The organism is Cellulomonas sp. (assembly GCF_017744555.1).
Classification (GTDB): Bacteria; Actinomycetota; Actinomycetes; order Actinomycetales; family Cellulomonadaceae; genus Cellulomonas.
This window is the reverse complement of record NZ_JAGIBD010000004.1, coordinates 1-20,007: the sequence shown is the minus strand read 5'-3', so window position 1 is coordinate 20,007 and position 20,007 is coordinate 1. Positions and strand designations below refer to the sequence as shown.

Annotated in this window: 20 protein-coding genes; 17 read left to right on the top strand and 3 right to left on the bottom strand. The window is 72.7% G+C overall.

The window, feature by feature from the left end; all coding sequences use genetic code 11:
* Positions 1 to 17 precede the first annotated feature (17 nt).
* Both J7523_RS04305 and J7523_RS04300 read right to left on the bottom strand, forming a co-directional pair.
* Positions 18 to 1,121 (bottom strand): HAMP domain-containing sensor histidine kinase, encoded by a 1,104-nt coding sequence (locus J7523_RS04305; protein ID WP_291882679.1) that lies wholly within the window; start codon positions 1,119 to 1,121, stop codon positions 18 to 20.
* Complete coding sequence (locus J7523_RS04300; protein WP_291882677.1) at positions 1,118 to 1,870, bottom strand: response regulator transcription factor; 753 nt, start codon at positions 1,868 to 1,870, stop codon at positions 1,118 to 1,120. Before J7523_RS04300 ends, J7523_RS04305 begins: the two co-directional genes overlap by 4 nt.
* Before the next feature lie 247 nt (positions 1,871 to 2,117).
* Between J7523_RS04300 and J7523_RS04295 the strand changes: the two genes are divergently transcribed.
* The 3 genes from J7523_RS04295 (at position 2,118) to J7523_RS04285 (ending at position 6,220) form a co-directional block, all read left to right on the top strand.
* Positions 2,118 to 3,422, top strand: a complete 1,305-nt coding sequence (locus tag J7523_RS04295) for a hemolysin family protein (RefSeq protein WP_291882675.1) — start codon at positions 2,118 to 2,120, stop codon at positions 3,420 to 3,422.
* Positions 3,419 to 4,462 carry a hemolysin family protein gene (locus tag J7523_RS04290; protein ID WP_291882673.1) on the top strand — a complete coding sequence of 348 codons (1,044 nt, stop codon included), beginning with the start codon at positions 3,419 to 3,421 and terminating at the stop codon, positions 4,460 to 4,462. Before J7523_RS04295 ends, J7523_RS04290 begins: the two co-directional genes overlap by 4 nt.
* 366 nt (positions 4,463 to 4,828) lie before the next feature.
* A complete protein-coding gene (locus J7523_RS04285; protein ID WP_291882672.1) occupies positions 4,829 to 6,220 on the top strand; it encodes a D-alanyl-D-alanine carboxypeptidase family protein in 1,392 nt (463 codons plus the stop codon).
* Between the two features lie 70 nt (positions 6,221 to 6,290).
* On the opposite strand, the gene J7523_RS04280 is transcribed toward J7523_RS04285, so the two are convergent.
* A complete protein-coding gene (locus J7523_RS04280) occupies positions 6,291 to 7,226 on the bottom strand; it encodes an aldose 1-epimerase family protein (protein WP_291882670.1) in 936 nt (311 codons plus the stop codon).
* Between the two features lie 158 nt (positions 7,227 to 7,384).
* On the opposite strand from J7523_RS04280, the gene J7523_RS04275 reads away from it, so the two are divergent.
* The 14 genes from J7523_RS04275 to ftsX form a co-directional block, all read left to right on the top strand.
* On the top strand, positions 7,385 to 8,611 hold the full coding sequence (locus J7523_RS04275; protein WP_291882669.1) for an ATPase, T2SS/T4P/T4SS family: 1,227 nt from the start codon (positions 7,385 to 7,387) through the stop codon (positions 8,609 to 8,611).
* A 7-nt stretch (positions 8,612 to 8,618) separates the two neighbouring features.
* Positions 8,619 to 9,479: a type II secretion system F family protein gene (locus tag J7523_RS04270; protein ID WP_291882667.1), complete on the top strand. Its 861-nt coding sequence runs from the start codon at positions 8,619 to 8,621 to the stop codon at positions 9,477 to 9,479.
* Positions 9,476 to 10,408: a type II secretion system F family protein gene (locus tag J7523_RS04265; protein ID WP_291882666.1), complete on the top strand. Its 933-nt coding sequence runs from the start codon at positions 9,476 to 9,478 to the stop codon at positions 10,406 to 10,408. Before J7523_RS04270 ends, J7523_RS04265 begins: the two co-directional genes overlap by 4 nt.
* 74 nt (positions 10,409 to 10,482) lie before the next feature.
* Positions 10,483 to 10,746, top strand: coding sequence for a hypothetical protein (locus tag J7523_RS04260; RefSeq protein ID WP_291882969.1), 264 nt, complete (start codon positions 10,483 to 10,485; stop codon positions 10,744 to 10,746).
* A complete protein-coding gene (locus J7523_RS04255; protein WP_291882946.1) occupies positions 10,743 to 11,120 on the top strand; it encodes a TadE family protein in 378 nt (125 codons plus the stop codon). The genes J7523_RS04260 and J7523_RS04255 overlap by 4 nt, the downstream gene beginning before the upstream one ends.
* 29 nt (positions 11,121 to 11,149) lie before the next feature.
* Entirely contained in the window at positions 11,150 to 11,599 is a 450-nt protein-coding gene (locus J7523_RS04250; protein ID WP_291882664.1) for a pilus assembly protein, read from the top strand.
* A complete protein-coding gene (locus J7523_RS04245) occupies positions 11,596 to 12,075 on the top strand; it encodes a pilus assembly protein TadG-related protein (protein ID WP_291882662.1) in 480 nt (159 codons plus the stop codon). The genes J7523_RS04250 and J7523_RS04245 overlap by 4 nt, the downstream gene beginning before the upstream one ends.
* A gap of 71 nt (positions 12,076 to 12,146) precedes the next feature.
* Complete coding sequence (gene prfB, locus J7523_RS04240) at positions 12,147 to 13,262, top strand: peptide chain release factor 2 (protein ID WP_291882661.1); 1,116 nt, start codon at positions 12,147 to 12,149, stop codon at positions 13,260 to 13,262.
* Positions 13,263 to 13,700: 438 nt separating this feature from the next.
* Positions 13,701 to 14,819 (top strand): substrate-binding domain-containing protein, encoded by a 1,119-nt coding sequence (locus tag J7523_RS04235; protein ID WP_291882659.1) that lies wholly within the window; start codon positions 13,701 to 13,703, stop codon positions 14,817 to 14,819.
* Between the two features lie 282 nt (positions 14,820 to 15,101).
* Positions 15,102 to 15,953, top strand: coding sequence for an ATP-binding cassette domain-containing protein (locus tag J7523_RS04230; protein ID WP_291882657.1), 852 nt, complete (start codon positions 15,102 to 15,104; stop codon positions 15,951 to 15,953).
* The gene (locus J7523_RS04225) at positions 15,950 to 17,233 is read left to right on the top strand and encodes an ABC transporter permease (RefSeq protein ID WP_291882655.1); all 1,284 of its coding nucleotides are present in this window, start codon (positions 15,950 to 15,952) and stop codon (positions 17,231 to 17,233) included. Before J7523_RS04230 ends, J7523_RS04225 begins: the two co-directional genes overlap by 4 nt.
* A 57-nt stretch (positions 17,234 to 17,290) precedes the next feature.
* Positions 17,291 to 18,553: an ROK family transcriptional regulator gene (locus tag J7523_RS04220; RefSeq protein ID WP_291882652.1), complete on the top strand. Its 1,263-nt coding sequence runs from the start codon at positions 17,291 to 17,293 to the stop codon at positions 18,551 to 18,553.
* Between the two features lie 144 nt (positions 18,554 to 18,697).
* Entirely contained in the window at positions 18,698 to 19,387 is a 690-nt protein-coding gene (ftsE, locus tag J7523_RS04215; protein WP_203757260.1) for a cell division ATP-binding protein FtsE, read from the top strand.
* Positions 19,387 to 20,007 (top strand): permease-like cell division protein FtsX (ftsX, locus tag J7523_RS04210; RefSeq protein ID WP_291882651.1); only part of this gene is annotated, 621 nt, incomplete at its 3' end. The genes ftsE and ftsX, both read left to right, overlap by 1 nt.

The window sequence follows — 20,007 nt, the reverse complement described above, 5'->3', positions numbered from 1 at the left end:
CTACTGTTCTATTCGAGTTAGAACAATGGGGTTCTCTCGAACCGGCCCGACCCCAGCGGCGCCCCAGCCGGCAGCGTCACGCGCATTGTGCAGCCCGGCTCCACGTCGGCGACCTCGATCCGGCCGCCGTGCAGCTCCACCGCCCACCGCACGATCGCGAGCCCCAGACCGGTGCCGCCCGTCGACCCCTGGCCGGTGATGGCCGGCGTGTTGCCGCGCACGAACCGCTCGAACACGTGCGGCCGTTGCTCGGGCGCGATCCCCGGCCCGTGGTCGACCACGTCGATCCGCACCTCGCCCGCCACGCGCGACGCCTCGAGCCGCACCTCGTCGTCGGGCGGGGAGTGCCGCACCGCGTTGTGCAGCAGGTTCGCCACCACCTGGTGCAGGCGCTCGGGGTCCGCCGGGACAGTGAGGTCCGGCGGCGTCACCACGACCGGGAAGTGCAGCCGCTTGCTCGCGCCCACCAGGGCCGCGCCGTCTGCCGCCTCGTGCAGGAACTCCTCGAGCCGCACGTCGCTGATCTCGAGCGGGACGTCGCCGGCCTCGAGCCGGGACAGGTCGAGCAGGTACGACACCAGCCTGCCCAGCCGCTCGGTCTGCGCGAGCGCGGCCTGCATCGTCGTCGGGTCCGGGTCGGACACGCCGTCGACGATGTTCTCCAGCTGCGCCTGCAGCGCCGTGACCGGTGTGCGGAGCTCGTGCGACACGTTCGCGATGAGCTCGCGCCGGAACGAGTCCGCCTGCTCCAGGTCGTCCGCCATCGTGTTGAACGCGTCCGCGAGCTGCCCGACCTCGTCCGCGCTCGACGCCGTCACGCGACGTGTGTAGTCGCCCGCCGCCATCCAGCGTGCCGCCTGCGTCATCTCCCGCAGCGGCGACGTCATGCCGCGCGCCAGCACCTGCGTCACGACGAGCGACGCCACGATCGCCAGCGGGAGCGTCCGGCTCGGCCCGAGGTGGCGCGACAGGCCCACCCACGTGACGAACGACGCGAGCGTCACGCTCGCGGCGACGAGGATGCCCAGCTTGATCTTGATCGAGCGGAACCGGTCGAGCGGTCGGACGTCCGGCAGGCGCGAACGTCCCGCCTCACCCCGCACGTGCCGCGGTGCGTTCACGCGTCCTCGGGCTCCTGTCCGCCTCCCGCCGGCTCGAACGCGTAGCCGACGCCGTGCACCGTGCGGATGAGGTCCGGGCCGAGCTTGCGGCGCAGCGCCTTCACGTGCGAGTCGACCGTGCGCGTGCCGCTCGCGTCGACCCAGTCCCACACCTCGGCGAGCAGGCGCTCACGTGTGAGGACCGTGCGCGGCGAGCCCGCGAGCGCGAGCAGCAGGTCGAACTCGGTCGGGGTCAGGTGCACCTCGTCGTCGCCGCGCAGGACCCGGCGCTGCGCGCGGTCCACCGTGACGTCGCCGATCACGAGCGGCGGGTCCGGCGTCGCCGCCTGCGCGAGCTCGGCGGCGCGGGCGGCGCGCTCCGTGCGGCGCAGCAGCGCCTTCGTCCGGGCGACGAGCTCGCGCATCGAGAAGGGCTTCGTCATGTAGTCGTCGGCGCCCACGCCGAGGCCGATGAGCATGTCCGTCTCGTCGTCGCGCGCGGTGAGCATCAGCACGGGCACCGGACGGTCGGCCTGGATGCGGCGGCACACCTCCAGACCGTCGATGCCGGGCAGCATCACGTCGAGCACCACGACGTCCGGGTGCAGGCGCGCGGCGGCGGCCACGCCTGTGAGGCCGTCGCCCGCGGCCTCGACGCGCCAACCCTCGGCGGAGAACCGGTGGGCGATGGCCTGAGCGATGGCGGGCTCGTCCTCGACGACGAGCACCGTCGTCGAGCCGCCCGCGCCGCTGCCGGTGCTGTTCATCATGGGGTCAGCGTGGCACAGCGCACCCCGGACGACCTGCGAAGGCGTGCACGACTCGTGGGGGTCCCGTGCAGGCCGGCCGTCGTCCTCACCGCTCGCGCGCGGCCGTCGCCTCGTATGATGTCGCCACGATGAGCAGCTCAAGTAGCTGCCGGCCCCCCGGCCTGGCGTGCGCGCCCCTCCGGGACAGTGCCGGCCCCTCGATGTTCCTGTCCGCTGCACCGCTGCCCACCCCGCCCGGTGGTGACTCATGACCGACTGGTTGTTCGTCGGTCTCGGGGTGCTCCTCACGTTCGGCACCGCGGTGTTCGTCGCGAGCGAGTTCTCCCTCGTCACGCTCGACCCGGGCGTCGTCCAGAAGCAGCTGCGCCCGGGGGACCGCCGCGGCCAGTCGGTGCTCGCGGCCCTGCGGCGGCTGTCGACCGAGCTCTCGGGTGCCCAGGTCGGCATCACGCTCACGACGATCCTGCTCGGCTACACGACGCAGCCCGCCGTCGCGCGGCTCGTCCGGCAGCCGCTCGGCTCGTCGGCGTGGAGCGGTGCGCTCGCCGCGGTGCTGGCCCTCGTGCTGGTCAACGGCTTCTCTATGGTGTTCGGCGAGCTCGTGCCGAAGAACTTCGCGATCGCCCGCCCGCTCGGCACGGCCCGCACGGTCGCGCCGCTGCAGCGCGCGTTCACGACCGCGCTGCACCCGCTCATCAACCTGTTCAACGGGAGCGCCAACGCGCTGCTGCGGTCGGTCGGCGTCGAGCCGCGCGAGGAGCTGTCCGGCGGCCGCTCGCCGCAGGAGCTCGCCGCGCTCGTGCGCCGCTCGGCGCAGGTCGGGACGCTCGACGAGTCGACCGCGACGCTCCTCACCAACTCGATCGACTTCACGGAGCTCACGGCGGTCGACGTGATGACGGACCGGCAGCGGCTCGTCGTCGTCCGTCGCGAGGACACCGCGGCCGACGTCATTGCGCTCGCCCGGCAGAGCGGCCACTCGCGGTTCCCCGTGATCGGCGAGTCCGCCGACGACATCGACGGTCTGGTGCACCTGCGCCGGGCCATCACCGTGCCGTTCGAGCGGCGCGCCGACGTCCCGGCCGCCGCGCTCATGGTCGATGCGCCGCGCGTGCCCGAGACCGTGCACCTGGGCCCGCTGCTCGTCGAGCTACGGGGGCTCGGGCTGCAGATGGCGGTCGTCGTGGACGAATACGGGGGGACCTCCGGCGTGGTGACGCTCGAGGACGTCGTCGAGGAGCTCATCGGCGACGTCGCGGACGAGCACGACCGGCGACGCACCTCCGCCGCCCGGTCGGAGGACGGCTCGTGGCTGCTGCCCGGCGTCCTGCGGCCCGACGAGCTGCAGGAGACGACCGGCCTGCGCGTGCCCGACGACGGTCCGTTCGAGACGCTCGGCGGGCTGCTCATGTACAAGCTCGGGCGGATCCCCGACGAGGGCGACGCGGTCGTCGTCGACGGCGTCCGGGTCGAGGTCGAGCGGATGGCCGGGCGCCGCGTGGAGCGTGTGCGCGTCTCCGAGGAGCTCGACGAGGACGGTGAGGCGCTGTGAACAGCACCCTCGCGCTCGTCGTCGCGGCCCTCCTGCTCGCCGGGAACGCCTTCTTCGTCGGCGCCGAGTTCGCGATCATCTCCGCGCGACGCAGCGCCATCGAGCCCCTCGCGGAGGCGGGGGACCGCCGTGCGAGGACGGTCCTGTGGGCCATGGAGCACGTGTCGCTCATGCTCGCGTGCGCCCAGCTCGGCATCACGATCTGCTCGACGAGCCTCGGCGTCGTCGCCGAGCCCGCGATCGCGCACCTCATCCACGACCCGCTCGCCGCGATCGGCGTGGACGAGGACCTGTCGCACGTGATCGCGTTCGTCCTGGCGCTCGCGCTCGTGGTGTACCTGCACGTGGTGCTCGGCGAGATGGTGCCCAAGAACCTCGCCGTCGCCGGTCCCGACCGTGCCGTGCTGATGTTCGGGCCGCCGCTCGTCTGGATCGCGCGCATGGTGCGGCCCGTGATCGCCGCCCTCAACTGGCTCGCCAACCACGCGCTGCGCCTCGCGGGCGTCGAGCCGAAGGACGAGGTCGCGTCCGCGTTCACCGCGCAGGAGGTGCAGTCGATCGTCGAGCGCTCGCAGGCCGAGGGGCTGCTCGCCGACGAGCAGGGGCTGCTCGCGGGCGCGATCGAGTTCTCGGACCGCACCGCGCAGGACGTCATGATCCCGGTGGGACGCCTCGTCACGGCCGCGAAGGACAGCACACCCGACGACATCGAGCAGCTGGTCGCCCGCACGGGCTTCAGCCGGTTCCCGGTGCTCGACGACGGCGGCCGTCCGACGGGCTACCTCCACGTCAAGGACGTCCTGTACGCCGACGGTCCCGGGCGCCACGTGCCCGTGCCCACCTGGCGGGTGCGCATGCTGGCCGTCGTCCGGCCGGACGACGAGGTCGAGGAGGCGCTGTCGGCGATGCAGCGCTCGGGGTCGCACCTCGCCCGCGTCGACGCCGGCGGCACGACCGTCGGCGTGGTGTTCCTCGAGGACATCCTGGAGGAGCTCGTCGGCGAGGTCCGGGACGCGATGCAGCGGGGGCAGGCGACCTGATCGGTGCGTCACCCCGGCGTGTCGCCGGGAAGTGCGCGGGCGTGTCGCCCTGTTCTGTCCCGCGCGGGCGCTGGACGCCTGTCCAGGGGCTTGGAAGCGTGACCGCAAGCCGTTATGGTTTCGTGACCGCGGTCGACGAGGCACCCGCTACGACGGGCTGCCGCGCACGACCGCGGAGGTTCGCCCGAGGGTCGCGGACGTACGAGGACAGGAGGTGTCGTGGGGTCTGATCGAGCAGAGTCGAGCACGGCTCTCCCGACTCGCCGCAGCCTCCGCGAGGCCGAGCGGCAGGCCCGCGCGACGCAGGGTCCCGGCGCGCCCACCCCGCGCCCGGCGACCCCCGCTGCGTCCCGACGGTCGGTCGCCGTGCCGCCCGCGCAGGTCGGCCGTCCGCTGCAGGGCGGACCGGGTCTGCCCCCCGTCACCGAGCGCCCGCGGGACGTCACCGCGCTGCGGCCGACCGTGGACCACTCGCCCGTCGCGGACCGGATGCCGCGGATCACCAGCGTCCGCGCGACGCCCGGCCCGAACGCCCACTCGCGGGACACCGGTCGGGGAGCGGGCGTGCCCGGCAGCGTCGACCAGGCCGGCTCGTCCGTGCCCGGCGGCCACCCCGTTCCCGGCGCGCCGGCGCCCGCGGTGCGCCCGGCACCCACGACTCCCACCTGGGCGACCACGCGGGCAGGTTCGTCCCTGTCGCGGGCGTCCGCTCCCGCCTCGCCGTCGTCTCGTCCGTCGGAGCCGACCTCGGCCCTCTCGCGCCTTGCGGAGCCGACCGCGCCGCTCTCCCCGTCGTCGGAGCCCACCCCGGCCCGGTCGCAGTCGGCGGAGCCGGCGCAGGTCGTCTCGCGCTCGTCCCACGTGGCGACCGTCGAGATGCCCTCCTCGGAGACGTCGTCCGCCCCGGTGCTCCCGACGGCCTCGCCGGAGCGTGACGCCGCGGTGCTGGCGGCCGCCGAGACCGTGCGCGTCGGCTCCACCCGGCACCGCCCCGGCCGGGCGGTCCAGCACGACGCAGCGCCCGTCCGGCGGGCGGGCCGCCCCTCGCGGCTCGTCGTGCGGCTCGGCGTGCTCGGAGCCCTCGCCGGCGGCACGGTCATCATCCCCGCCGTGAGCCAGGGCGCGTTCGCCGGTCCGGGCGGGTCGAGCTACGACGCGCTCGCCGACTCCACGCTCCCGTCGACGGTCTCGGCCCTCACCGGGTCGGCGCTGTCGGTCTTGCCGCCCGCATCGCTCACGGCGTCCGACGACGCGCTCGTCGACCGTGGCGTGGCGAGCGCCAGCCGCGACGACGCGAGGTCGATCCTCGCCGGCTGCGACGGGTCGACCCGCGCCGCCGGTCAGAACGGCCTGCTCAAGACGGCCGACCTGTGCACGCTGTGGGACGGCCACACGCAGCTGCGCGCCGACGCGGCCGTCTCGCTCGCCGAGTTCAACCAGGCCTTTACCGCCCGGTTCGGCGTCGACCTGTGCCTGAGCTCGGGGTACCGGACGCTCGCGCAGCAGCGCGCCGTCAAGGCGCAGAAGGGCGGTCTCGCCGCCGCACCCGGCAAGAGCAACCACGGGTGGGGCCTCGCGGTCGACCTGTGCCAGGACCAGACGTCCGGCGCGAAGTGGACGTGGCTCAACGAGAACGGCCCCACGTACGGGTGGCAGAACCCCGCGTGGGCGCAGCCGGGCGGCAGCGGCCCCCACGAGCGGTGGCACTGGGAGTACGTCAAGGGCGTCAAGGCCGACGGCGAGTACTACGACGGCTGACCCGACCGCCTGACGGTCGTCGCGCCCGGCCCGCTCGGCCGGTCGTGCGCCGAGCGGGACGGGCACCAGGTCACAGGAGCGTCAGGCCCCAGCGCACCTCGTGCGTCTCGCCCGCGCCGAGCCGGACGAGCCGGTCACCCGTACGGAACGCGTCGGCGATGCACGTCATCGGCTCGGCGGCCACGCCGCCCCGGTCGATCCCGGGGATCCCGTCGCCGGTGCACACCTGCCAGGTGTCGAGCGTGGCGTCCGCCCACAGCGCGGCGGTGCGCCCGTCGGTGCCGGTGAGGCGGATCCACGACAGACCCTGCTCGTCGCGGAGCATGCCCAGCCACGCGTCGTCGAGCTCGATGCCGCGCAGGAGCGTGGCGGTGCGCAGGTCGTACTTGCCGGCGACCGGCTCGTCGCCGACGGGGAGCAGGCGGTCGTCGACCGTGACCCGGTGGGTCGCGTCGACCTGCAGGGTGCACTCGTCGACGGTCGCGTCGCCCGGGGAGAGCCAGGGGTGGAACCCGATGCCGTACGGTGCCGCGCTCGTGCCGAGGTTCGTCGCGGCGACGTCCACCGTGAGCCCGGCGTCGCCGAGCGTGTAGGTGACGCGCAGACGCAACGGCCACGGGTAGCCGGGCGTCGGCACGACGACGTGCTCGAGCGTGACGTGGTCGGAGTCGGACGAGACCTCGATGAACGCGGTGTACGCGACCAGCCCGTGCAGGGCGGTGCGGCGGGCGTGCTCGGTGACCGGCACCTCGTGGTCAACGCCGTCGAACGTGTACTCGCCGTCGCGGAGCCGGTTCGGCCACGGCGCGAGGACCGCGCCCGAGAAGGCCGGCGCGATGACCGCCTCGTCGAACGGCAGGACGACGTCGCGGCCGTCGACCGTGTACTCACGCACGCTCGCGCCGACCGCCGCGATCACCGCGCGATGCGCGCCTCGCTCGAGGACGTGCTGGGTGCCCGAGGGCAGGACGTGCAGGGCGGGGGTGCTGGTGGCGCTCGTGTTCACGCTCACACGGTAGTGCCCCGCCGAGGGCGGCCCGCGGGACTTCGTGCGGGGGTGTCGTCGCCTCGTCTGGACTGTGGACAACGCGCCGCGAGGACTCACCCGGTGCTCTACCTTCACCCGGGACAGGAACCGGACGAATCGGGCGGGGGGTGTGTGCCGTGGACGGCGTGGCGATCCTCGAGAGCGAGGTCCGCGAGCTCATCCGGCGCACAGGACTCGACCCCGCCCGCGACCGCGCCGGCGTGGTCGCGCTCGTCAATGACGCCATGGCCGACTACGACGAGCGGTCCGTGGTCGGCGCCGTCCCACCCCTCGCGGACCCCGCGGCCGCCCACAAGGCGGTAGTGGACGCAGTGGCCGGGCTCGGCCCGTTGCAGCGCTACCTCGACGACCCGGAGGTCGAGGAGATCTGGATCAACGCGCCCAGCCAGGTGTTCGTGGCGAGGCGCGGCGAGGCCGAGCTCACGACCACCATGCTCACCGACGGTCAGGTGCGGGACCTCGTCGAGCAGATGCTCAAGGTCTCCGGCCGACGGCTCGACCTGTCGAGCCCGTTCGTCGACGCGTCCCTGCCCGGCGGGGAGCGCCTGCACGCCGTGATCCCCGACGTCACGCGGCGCCACTGGAGCGTCAACATCCGCAAGTACGTCGTGCGGGCCACGTCGCTCGACGACCTCGTCGCGCTCGGGTCGCTGCCGCCGCACGCCGCGGCGTTCCTGCACGCGGCCGTCCGGGCCGGGCTCAACGTGCTCGTGTCGGGGTCGACGCAGGCGGGCAAGACGACGATGCTCAACGCCCTGTGCGGTGCGATCCCCCCGCGGGAGCGCGTCATCTCGTGCGAGGAGGTCTTCGAGCTGCGGCTCAGCGCGCGGGACTGGGTCGCGATGCAGTGCCGGCAGCCGAGCCTCGAGGGCACGGGCGAGATCCCGCTGCGGCGGCTGGTCAAGGAGGCGCTGCGCATGCGCCCGAGCCGGCTGCTCGTCGGCGAGGTGCGCGAGGCGGAGGCGCTCGACCTGCTGATCGCGCTCAACGCGGGCGTGCCGGCCATGTGCACCATCCACGCCAACTCCGCGCGGGAGGCGCTCACGAAGCTGTGCACGCTCCCGCTGCTGGCCGGCGAGAACGTGTCCGACCGGTTCGTGGTGCCGACTGTCGCGTCCGCGGTCGACCTCGTGGTGCACCTCGGCGTGGAGGTCGACGGTCGGCGGCAGGTGCGCGAGATCGTCGCGGTGCCCGGGCGAGTCGAGCAGGGGGTCGTGGAGACGGCCGACGTGTTCACCACCCGAGCAGGGCACCTCGTGCGTGCCGAGGGCTTCCCGCCGCACCCCGAGCGGTTCGCTCGCACCGGTACCGACCTCGCCGCGCTGCTGCGCGGGCGGGGCTGAGGTCGTCGTGGGCGTCGTCGTCGGTCTGCTCCTCGGTGCGGGCGTCGCGTGCGTGTGGTGGTCGTGGTGGGCGCCGGTCGAGCGACCGTCGGGGGGCCGCCCCGGATGGAGCGCCCGGACCCGCGACACGCTCGTCCAGGCAGGGATGGAGGGAGTCACGCCCGGCGGGCTCACCCTGACCAGCGTGGGGTTCGGCCTCGTCGCCCTGCTCGTCGGGCTCGTGCTCACCCGGGTCCCGTCGATCGCGCTCTGCTTCGGCGTGTTCGCAGGGCTCGCGCCGTCGGCCCTCGTGCGCGGCCGGGCGCGACGGCGGCGTGCCCGCCTGCGTCAGCTGTGGCCGGAGGTCGTCGACCACCTCGCGTCGGGCATCCGCGCGGGGCTGTCCCTTCCTGAGGCGGTCGCGCAGATCGCCGAGCGCGGGCCCGTCGAGCTGCGCGGGCCGTTCCTCGCGTTCGCTGAGGACTACCGCGCGACGGGCCGTTTCGGCGAGTGCCTCGACTCGCTGAAGCTGCGCCTCGCGGACCCCGTGGCCGACCGCATCGTCGAGTCCCTGCGGCTCACGCGCGACGTGGGCGGCACCGACCTCGGGCGGCTGCTGCGGACGCTGTCGACCTTCCTGCGCGACGACCTGCGGACGCGAGGGGAGCTCGAGGCCCGGCAGAGCTGGACCGTCTACGCCGCCCGGCTCGCGGTGGCCGCGCCGTGGATCGTGCTGGCCCTGCTGTCCACGAGGCCCGAGGCAGCGCGTGCCTACGACACCACGGCGGGCCTCGCGGTGCTCCTCGCGGGCGGCGCGTGCACGGTCGTCGCCTACCTCCTGATGCTCCGCATCGCGCGGCTGCCGGAAGACCCGCGGGTGCTGCGATGAGTCCGACGGTGCAGGGGGCGCTCGTCGGGCTTCTCGGCGGGCTCGGGATCCTGCTGGTCGTCGCCCGGCTGCGTGCCCGACGCATCGGCCTCGACCAGCGGCTCGCGCCGTACCTGCGGCCGCGGAGCAGCGCGTCACGGCTGCTGCGCACCCCGGCCGCCCACACCGCGCTGCCGACCGTCGAGCGGCTCATCGCCCCCGTGATGGCGGACGCGGTGCGGTTCGTCGCGCGGTTCGGGTCCACGACGTCCGACCTGCGCCGTCGGCTGTCCCGGGCCGGTCGCGCCGACACCGTCGAGCAGTTCCGCGCCGGCCAGGTCGTCTGGGGCGTCGTGGGGCTCGCCGCCGGTCTGGGGCTCGCGCTCGCGCTCCTGTCGGTGCGCCAGACGTCGCCGGTGGCCCTCGTCGTGCTCGTCGCGCTGTGCGGGATCACCGGCGTGCTGGGGCGCGACTGGCTGCTGACCCGTGAGGTCGCGCACCGCGAGGCCCGCATGCTCGCGGAGCTGCCGACCGTCGCGGAGCTGCTGGCGCTGGCCGTCGGTGCGGGGGAGGGAGCGGTCGGCGCGCTCGAACGGGTCGTTCGCAGCACGCACGGCGAGCTGACCGGCGAGCTCGCTCGAACCCTGGCCGACGCCCGGGCGGGGGCGCCGCTGACCGTCGCCCTCGACGGGCTCGCCGACCGCACCGGGCTCACCGCGCTGGCACGGTTCGCTGAGGGCGTCGCCGTCGCCGTCGAGCGGGGGACGCCGCTCGCGGAGGTGCTGCGGGCGCAGGCTCAGGACGTCCGGGAGGAAGGGCGGCGTGCCCTCATGGAGTCGGGCGGCCGCAAGGAAGTGCTCATGATGGTGCCGGTGGTGTTCCTCATCCTGCCGATCACCGTCGTGTTCGCCGTGTTCCCGAGCCTCGTCGTGCTGAGGGTCGGGCTGTGACAGAGACCGCCCCCCGGATCCGACCGCGTGTGTGGGTGCCGGGTGGCGTCCGGACGACAACCAAGGAGACACCGATGACGAACGCCAGGACGCAGGGACGGAGCGCCGGGCTCGCGGCACGCGCGACCGGGTGGGGCCGTGGGGTCGCCGCGCGGTGCCACGGGCGGTGGTTGGCGCGGTGGCACGAGGACGGCGGTCCGGTCGACCGCGGCGACGTGCCGGGCTGGGTGCTGGTCACCCTGATGACGGCCGGGCTGGTGACCGCGCTCTGGATGATCGCGGGCCCGGCGCTCGGCCGCGTGTTCGAGGACGCGATCGCGGGCGTCACGGGCCCCTGACGAGCAGCGACGAGGGCTCGGCCATCGTCGACTTCGCGCTCGTCGGCGCTCTCGTCACCGTGCTGTTCGTGGCCGTGCTGCAGCTCGCGCTCGTCCAGCACGTGCGCAACACACTCGTCGACTGCGCGGCCGAGGGTGCCCGGTACGCGGCCCTGTCGGGGCACGAGCCGGCCGACGGCGAGGAACGCACGCGGACACTGATCGAGCAGTCCCTCTCGGTGGCCTACGCGCGCGACGTGACCGCGGTCCGGACGACCGTCGGCGGCGTCGACGTCGTCGACGTGCAGGTCACCAGCCCGTTGCCGGTCGTCGGGCTGGTCGGGCCTGGCGGGCGTCTCACGGTGCACGGCCATGCGCTGGAGGAGAACCCGTGACGCGGTGGCGCAGGGCATGGAGCCGGGTCGTGCGTCGCGTGCGGGGCGACGACGCCGAGGCGGGCAACGCGATCCTCGAGTTCCTCGGCGCGACCGTGGTGCTGCTCGTCCCGATCGTCTACCTGGTGCTCGTGCTGGGCCGTGTGCAGGCGGCGACGTTCGCGGCGGAGGGCGCCGCGCGGGAGGCCGCGCGGACGTACGTCACGGCGGACTCGTCGGCCGTCGGGACGCAGCGGGCGGTGACGTCCGTCGGGATCGCGTTGCGGGACCAGTCGTTCGACGACGACCCCGCCGACGCGCTCGAGCTGACCTGCTCGACGACGCCGTGCCTCGTGCCCGGCGGGCGAGTGGCGGCCCGGGTCGAGATCCGGGTGCCGCTGCCGTTCGTGCCTGCGTTCGTCCGTGGCGCGATCCCGCTCGAGGTCCCGGTGAGCGCGGAACGTGTCGCGGCTGTCGACGAGTTCCGGAGCTCGCGATGACGTGGCGGGGTCGTGGCCGGACGTCGCGGGCGTCGGGCACCGCGAAGGACGACGGCCAGATCATGATCCTGACCATCGGGTTCGTGGCGATCGCTCTGCTGCTGGTCACCGTCGTCGCGTCCGCCACGGCCGTGCACCTGGAGCGCAAGCGGCTGCTGGCGCTCGCGGACCTCGTCGCGCTGGAGTCCGCCGACGCGCTCGCTGAGCAGGGCTACTTCCCGGACGGGAGCGGGCAGGCCGGGCTGCCGCTGTCCGACTCGAGCGTCCGTGCGGCCGTCGACGACTACCTGCGCGACAACCCGGCGGCGGCGCAGGGGCTGCACGACCTGACCGTGCTGTCCGCCACGACGCCGGACGGGCGGTCCGCGGAGGTCCGGCTCGGCGCCACCGCGAGGCCCGTGCTGCTGAGCTGGGTGCTCGCGCCGTGGTCGGACGGCATCGCGCTCGAGGCGGAGTCCGTGGCCCGGGCGTCGTGAACAACCGACCGGACTGAGCGCCCACGGCTCTCGCGCGGACCGGGTGACAAACACCGGTAGCCTGGACGGTTGTGGCGACCACCGACTTCCCCTCCGAGATCCGCAGCCTGCGCTCCACGCTCGAGTCCATCCAGGCGGTGAGCGACCCGACGGCGCTCAAGGCGAAGATCGCCGAGCTGTCGGAGCAGGCGTCGGCGCCGGACCTGTGGGACGACCCGGACGCCGCCCAGAAGGTCACGAGCGCGCTGTCGTCGGCCCAGGCGGAGCTCGACCGCGTGTCGAAGCTCGGCGGCCGGATCGACGACCTGGAGACGCTCGTCGAGCTCGGCACCGAGATGGAGGACGAGGACAGCCTCGCCGAGGCGGAGGCCGACCTCGTCGCGATCCGCCGCGACCTCGGAGAGCTCGAGGTCCGCACGCTGCTGTCGGGCGAGTACGACCAGCGGGAGGCCGTCGTCACGATCCGCGCGGGTGCGGGTGGCGTCGACGCCGCGGACTTCGCCGAGATGCTGCTGCGGATGTACCTGCGGTGGGCGGAGCGGCACGGCTACGCGACGGCGGTGCTGGACACGAGCTACGCGGAGGAGGCGGGCCTGAAGTCCGCGACGTTCGAGGTCAAGGTGCCGTACGCGTTCGGCAACCTGTCCGTCGAGGCCGGCACGCACCGGCTCGTGCGCATCTCGCCGTTCGACAACCAGGGCCGGCGCCAGACGAGCTTCGCCGCCGTCGAGGTGATCCCGCTCATCGAGACCAACGACTCGATCGAGATCCCCGAGTCGGAGATCAAGGTCGACGTGTTCCGCTCGTCCGGCCCCGGCGGGCAGTCGGTCAACACGACGGACTCGGCCGTTCGCATGACGCACCTGCCGACCGGCATCGTCGTGTCGATGCAGAACGAGAAGTCGCAGATCCAGAACCGCGCCGCGGCGCTCCGCGTGCTGCAGTCCCGCCTGCTCCTGGTCCGCAAGGCCGAGGAGGACGCGAAGAAGAAGGCGCTCGCGGGCGACGTCAAGGCGAGCTGGGGCGACCAGATGCGCTCGTACGTGCTGCAGCCGTACCAGATGGTCAAGGACCTGCGGACGGAGCACGAGGTCGGGAACCCGAGCGCGGTGTTCGACGGCGACATCGACGACTTCATCGAGGCCGGCATCCGGTGGCGCAAGTCGCAGGAGCTCGACGCCTCCTGACCTCCTCGTGACGCCCCGCGGGCTCGGCGCGCGGTGACGACCCCGACGCCCCTGACGCACCCGCGTCGGGGGCGTCTGTCGTCGTGACGCACGGGTTGGTGGTGCGGCGGCGGACCTGGTGCCGCCGGTGTTCGCGGCCGGCCACGGCGCTGACGTGCCCGGACGCCCGTCCAGCAGGTCCGACGCGTGCACCGCGACCCCGTCCGGCCGCGCTGGACACCCCGCGACGGTTATGTTGCCTGCTGCAACATGAGACCCGGATGAGCGATGGTGGTGCCTCGTTCGGGTGGCGGAAAGGTCACAGTTTGACCACGGAACATCCGAAACTGCTTGTGACCTGCAGCACTCGCTCATATGTTGTGGCACGCAACATATGTCCGAGCGCCCAGCGCCGGGTGGAGACGAGCGCAATGGGGCGTCGTCACGAGAGGGAGAGCGATGCGACGAAGCATGTTCCTGGGGACGGCGGCCGTGATGGCCACCGGGCTGCTGCTGGCCGGCTGTTCGAGCGGCAACGACAACGCGGGAAGCGACGACACCGCGAGCAGCGGTGGCGGCGACAAGCCGTCGGTGGGCGTGATCCTGCCGGACACGAAGTCCTCGGCTCGCTGGGAGACGGCCGACGCGCCCCTCCTCAAGTCGGCGTTCGAGGCCGCCGGCGTCGACGCCGACATCCAGAACGCACAGGGTGACAAGACGCAGTTTCAGACGATCGCGGACCAGATGCTGACCAACGGCGTCGACGTCCTGGTGATCGTCAACCTCGACTCCGGGTCCGGCAAGGCCGTCCTCCAGAAGGCCAAGGACCAGGGCGTCCCGACGATCGACTACGACCGCCTGACCCTCGGCGGCGGTGCGGACTTCTACGTGTCGTTCGACAACACCGAGGTCGGCCGCCTGCAGGGCGCCGGCCTGCAGAAGTGCCTGGACGAGAAGGGCAAGACCCAGGCGAAGATCGCGTACCTGAACGGTTCCCCGACCGACAACAACGCGACCCTGTTCAACGCGGGCGCCGTCGAGGCGCTCAAGCCGAAGATGGACTCGGGCGACTACACCAAGGTCGCAGACGACGCCGTGCCGGACTGGGACAACAAGCAGGCCCAGACGATCTTCGAGCAGCAGTGGACGACCACGGGCGGTGCGATCGACGGCGTCCTCGCCGCGAACGACGGGCTCGCCAACTCGGTCATCAACGTCCTGAAGAAGAACGGCGTCAACGGCACCATCCCGGTGACGGGTCAGGACGCGACCGACCAGGGCCTGCAGAACATCCTCGCGGGCGACCAGTGCATGACGGTCTACAAGGCCATCAAGAAGGAGGCCGACGCGGCCGCCGGTCTGGCCGTCGCGCTCGCCAAGGGTGAGGACGCCTCCAGCCAGGCGACCGGCACTGTGACCGACACCGAGACGAACAAGGAGGTCAAGGCCGTGCTGCTCAAGCCGGAGGCGATCTACTTCGACAACGTCAAGGACGTCATCGCGGACGGCTTCACCACCAAGGAGAAGGTCTGCACCGCGGAGCTCGCCGCCAAGTGCACCGAGGCCGGCATCTCCTGAGCACGGACCCGTCGGTGGTCGCGCGGCACGTCGCGGCCACCGGCGGGAGCACCCGGCCGGTCCGTCAACCGCGGACCGGCCGGGCGCGTCCCTGAGACGGCACCGCCGGACTGCGGCGGCGACGGACAGGGCGCGCGCAGGCCGCAGGAGCACCGGACGACGGGCCGCGGACAGCACCCCGGGCGAGCCACCGACCGCGACGGCGCGGACGACGACGGCTCGACCCCCAGGCAGCGGTGACCCCCGCGATCAGGGGCACCGCAGGACACGACGAGGTGGACGATGAGAACCCCAGCGCACGGCGCACCCGACCTGGCACCGCCGCCGACCCTCGAGGTCCGCGGCGGGCGGAAGAACTTCGGTGCGGTGCACGCCCTGCGGGGCGTGGACCTGGTCGCACGGGCCGGTGAGGTCACCGCGCTGGTCGGCGACAACGGCGCCGGCAAGTCGACGCTCATCAAGTGCATCGCGGGCATCTACCCGTTCGACGCCGGCGACGTCTTCTTCGAGGGCGAGCCCGCCCACATCTCCGACCCCGCGAAGGCCAGCGAGCTGGGCATCGAGGTCGTCTACCAGGACCTCGCCCTGTGCGACAACCTCGACATCGTCCACAACATGTTCCTCGGCCGGGAGCTCAAGAAGGGCGTCCGGCTCGACGAGGCGACGATGGAGACCCGGGCCGCCGAGGTGCTCGCGGGCCTGTCCGTGCGGACGGTGCGGTCGATCCGGCAGCACGTCGCGAGCCTCTCCGGTGGTCAGCGCCAGACGGTCGCGATCGCGCGTGCGGTGCTGTGGAACAGCCGGGTCGTCATCCTCGACGAGCCGACGGCCGCCCTCGGCGTCGCGCAGACGGAGCAGGTGCTGCAGCTCGTGCGCCGGCTCGCCGACGCCGGGCTCGCGGTCGTGCTCGTGAGCCACAACATGAACGACGTCTTCGAGGTCGCCGACGTCATCAACGTCCTCTACCTCGGGCAGACGGCCGCCCAGGTCCGCGCGTCCGAGAGCTCGCGGGCCGAGGTCATCGAGCTCATCACCAGCGGCTCGTCGTCGAACGTGCCCGCCGTCCCGGTCGCGGCCGCGAACGTCCCGGCCGACGCGCCCACCACCGACGCGAACGGGAGCACCCTCGCATGAGCACCCCGACCCTCTCCCCGGCGGACAAGCCGACGTCGCTGTCGCACCTCGCCGGCAACGTCGAGCAGCCGACCTTCTCCGAGGCCGTGCAGGGCTACATCAGCAAGGTGCGCGGCGGTGACATGGGGTCGCTGCCCGCGATCTCCGCGCTCGTCGTGCTCAGCCTCGTGTTCTTCGCGCTGCGGCCCGAGAAGTTCATCACCAACGTCAACGTCGCGAACCTGTTCCAGCAAGGCGCCGTCGTCATGCTCCTCGCGATGGGCCTCGTGTTCGTCCTGCTGCTGGGTGAGATCGACCTGTCGGCCGGCTTCACGTCCGGCGTCTGCGGGACGGTGCTCGCGCTGACGCTCACGAAGTTCGGCTGGCCCTGGTACGTGTCCGTGCTCGCGGCGCTCGTCACCGGAACGGTGATCGGCATCATGCTCGGTCTGATGGTCGCGAAGGTCGGCATCCCGTCGTTCGTCGCGACCCTGGCGGCCTTCCTCGCCTTCCAGGGCGTCGTGCTGCTGATGATCGGCAACGGCGGCAACATCTCGGTCACCGACAAGGTGATCCTCGCGCTCGAGAACAACAACGTGCCGCCGGTGCTCGGCTGGGTCCTCGCGGTGGTCGGCGTCGGCGCCTACGCGTTCAGCGGCCTGTGGAACTGGAGCCAGCGGCGCAAGCGTGGGCTGCTCGCGCAGCCGATCCAGCTCGTGGTCCTCAAGATCGTGGCGCTCGCCGTCGTCGTGTTCGTGGCCGTCTACGAGCTCAACATGGAGCGGGGGCCGCGCCCGGACCTCAAGTCGATCAAGGGCGTCCCGATCGTCGTCCCGATCATCATCCTCATCGCGCTGCTGCTCGGCTTCGTGCTCACCCGGACCGCGTTCGGGCGGCACATCTACGCGGTCGGCGGCAACGCCGAGGCGACGCGCCGAGCCGGCATCCGGGTCTCCGGGGTGCGCATCGCGTGCTTCATGATCTGCTCGACGATGGCGGCGACCGCCGGCATCTTCGCGGTGTCCCGTGCCAACTCGGTCGACCCGAACCAGGGTGGGTCCAACGTCCTGCTCTACGCGGTCGGCGCGGCCGTCATCGGTGGGACGTCGCTGTTCGGCGGCAAGGGCCGGATCATCGACGCCATCATCGGTGGCATGGTGATCGCGATCATCGACAACGGCATGGGCCTGCTCGGATACTCGGCCGGCATCAAGTACGTGGTGACCGGCCTCGTGCTCGCAGGTGCTGCGGCTGTCGACGCGCTCTCGCGCCGGCGGGCACGGGCGACAGGACGGGGCTAGCGCACGGAGCTGGCGGGCTGAAGGGGGCAGGCGGTGCGGCTCGGTGCGGGTCCTGTCGTGCGGCGTGCGGATGCGTCCGCGCAGGACGAGGTGCGTCGGCAGAACCTGTCCGCGGTGCTGCGGCAGCTGCACTTCCACGGCCCGGCGTCGCGGTCGGACCTCGTCGCCACCACCGGTTTCAACAGGTCGACCGTCGGGTCGCTCACGTCGGAGCTCGTCAAGACGGGCCTCGTGCGGGAGCGGCCCGGCGTCGTCCGGGGCAAGGGCCGGCCGTCGAACGTCGTCGAGCCGGTGAGCACGAGCGTGCACGTGCTGGCGTTCGACGTCACGCAGTCCGGGGTCGGCGCGGCCCGCGTCGGGCTCGGCGGCTACATGCTCCAGGTGCGGCGGCGGCTGCATCAGACCACGCCGATGGACGTGCCGGGCGTCGTCGACCTCATCGCGACCCTCGCCCGCGAGATGGACAGCCGCGCGGCTCCGGGCTCGGTGTGCCTCGGGATCGTCGTGTCGATCCCCGGCAGCGTGCGCCAGCCGGACGGACTCGTGCGGCGCTCGCCCCCGCTCGGCTGGCACGAGGTCCCGATCGCCGATCTGCTGCGCGTCGCGACGGACCACCGGTTCCCGATCGCGGTCGGCAACGACGGCGACCTCGGGGCGGTCGCGGAGTACCTGCGCGGCTCGGCGCGCGGCCAGCAGGACGTGCTCTACGTGCGCGGCGAGGCCGGTGTCGGCGGCGGTGTCGTCGTCGACGGCGAGCTGCTCAAGGGTGCCGGCGGGTACGCGGGCGAGGTCGGGCACATCGTCGTCAAGCCCGGCGGCCGCGTCTGCTCGTGCGGTGCGCGTGGCTGCTGGGAGGCGGAGATCGGCGACGCGGCGATCATCCGGTCGGTGGGTCGTGACCCGCGCGAGGCGGAGATCGACGACGTGCTGTCCGATGTCGCGGTCGGCAACCGGCGGGCCGTCGCGGGCGTGCGCAAGACGGGGGAGTGGGTCGGCATCGGCCTCGCGAGCCTCGTCAACCTCTTCAACCCGCGGGTCGTGGTGCTCGGCGGCACGCTCGGTGCGCTCTACCCGACGATGGAGCCGACCCTCGCGGAGGCGTTCGCCCGAGCGCTCGGGCCCATGCGGGAGCAGGCCCTGCTGGTGCGCTCGGAGCTCGGGTCCGACGCGCAGCTCATCGGCGCGGCCGAGGTCGCGTTCGCGGACGTGCTCGAGGACCCGCTCGGCACCCTCGAGGCGCGCCGCGGCGACGTCGACGACACCGAGGCCGAGCTCCCGGCGCCGCGCTCGGTCGGGGCCCAGCGCAGCGCGTCCCGCTGAGCCGAATCGGGGCGAAGCGGACGGCCGTCCGTCCTCACAGGCAACCGACGGCGTGTCACGTGAGGGTGGTCACGCGACGTTGCCTAGTCTCGACGAGGCCAGCAGCAGTTCCCCGCCTGTCCCCGAGCACTGGCCACCGATGTCGTGATCCGATTCGAGAACGTCACCAAGGTCTACGCGCGCGGCGCCCGACCGGCGCTGGACCGCGTGTCCCTGGACGTCGAACGGGGCGAGTTCGTCTTCCTCGTCGGGGCCTCCGGATCCGGCAAGTCCACGTTCCTGCGGCTCGTGCTGCGTGAGGAGCGGGCGTCCGCCGGGCGCGTGTTCGTGGCCGGCAAGGAGCTCGGCAACCTGTCGTCGTGGAAGGTCCCGCACCTGCGCCGCCAGATCGGCGCCGTGTTCCAGGACTTCCGGCTGCTGCCCAACAAGACGGTGTTCGAGAACGTCGCGTTCGCGTTGCAGGTCATCGGCAAGCCGCGCCACCACATCCTCACCACCGTGCCCGAGACGCTCGAGATGGTCGGCCTCGCCGGCAAGGAGAAGCGCCGCCCGCACGAGCTGTCGGGCGGTGAGCAGCAGCGCGTCGCCATCGCGCGCGCGTTCGTCAACCGCCCCAGCATCCTGCTGTGCGACGAGCCCACGGGAAACCTCGACCCGACGACCTCCCTGGGGATCATGCGCCTGCTCGACCGCATCAACCGCACCGGCACCACCGTCGTCATGGCGACCCACGACGACGAGATCGTCGACCAGATGCGCAAGCGCGTGATCGAGCTGTCGACCGGCGAGATGGTCCGTGACCAGTCGCGCGGCGTCTACGGGTCGGACCGCTGATGCGCCTCCAGTTCATCCTCTCCGAGATCGGCCAGGGGCTCCGGCGCAACCTGTCGATGACGATCTCCGTCATCCTCGTCACGTTCGTCTCGCTGACGTTCGTCGGGTCCGCGGCGCTGCTGCAGCTGCAGATCGGCAAGATGAAGGACGACTGGTACGACAAGGTCGAGGTGTCCGTCTTCCTGTGCCCGCAGAACTCGTCGAAGCCCACGTGCGCGGCCGGTGAGGTGACCGACGAGCAGAAGGCCGACATCCAGGCCGCGCTCGACGCCCCCGAGATCAAGCCATGGGTCGAGAAGGTCTACTTCGAGACCAAGGAGCAGGCGTTCGACGCCTTCCAGAAGCAGTTCAAGGATCAGTTCTGGGCGTCGGCGGCCACCGCGGACGACATGAACTCCTCGTACCGCATCAAGCTCACCGACCCCGAGAAGTACCAGGTCGTCGCCGACGTCGTGTCGGGCCGGCAGGGTGTCGAGGAGGTCCAGGACCAGCGCAAGCTGTTCGACAACCTGTTCCTCGTGCTCGACCGGGCGACGCTGCTCGCCAGCGGCCTGGCGATCGTCATGCTCGTCGCCGCGGTGCTGCTCATCACCACGACCATCCGGCTGTCGGCGCTGAGC

Coding starts and splice junctions, on each gene's coding strand:
- J7523_RS04235 (WP_291882659.1), top strand. CDS start 13,701: ATGCGACGAAGCATGTTCCTGGGGACGGCGGCCGTGATGGCCACCGGG.
- J7523_RS04265 (WP_291882666.1), top strand. CDS start 9,476: ATGAGTCCGACGGTGCAGGGGGCGCTCGTCGGGCTTCTCGGCGGGCTC.
- J7523_RS04300 (WP_291882677.1), bottom strand. CDS start 1,870: ATGATGAACAGCACCGGCAGCGGCGCGGGCGGCTCGACGACGGTGCTC.
- J7523_RS04225 (WP_291882655.1), top strand. CDS start 15,950: ATGAGCACCCCGACCCTCTCCCCGGCGGACAAGCCGACGTCGCTGTCG.
- J7523_RS04245 (WP_291882662.1), top strand. CDS start 11,596: ATGACGTGGCGGGGTCGTGGCCGGACGTCGCGGGCGTCGGGCACCGCG.
- J7523_RS04230 (WP_291882657.1), top strand. CDS start 15,102: ATGAGAACCCCAGCGCACGGCGCACCCGACCTGGCACCGCCGCCGACC.
- J7523_RS04295 (WP_291882675.1), top strand. CDS start 2,118: ATGACCGACTGGTTGTTCGTCGGTCTCGGGGTGCTCCTCACGTTCGGC.
- J7523_RS04260 (WP_291882969.1), top strand. CDS start 10,483: ATGACGAACGCCAGGACGCAGGGACGGAGCGCCGGGCTCGCGGCACGC.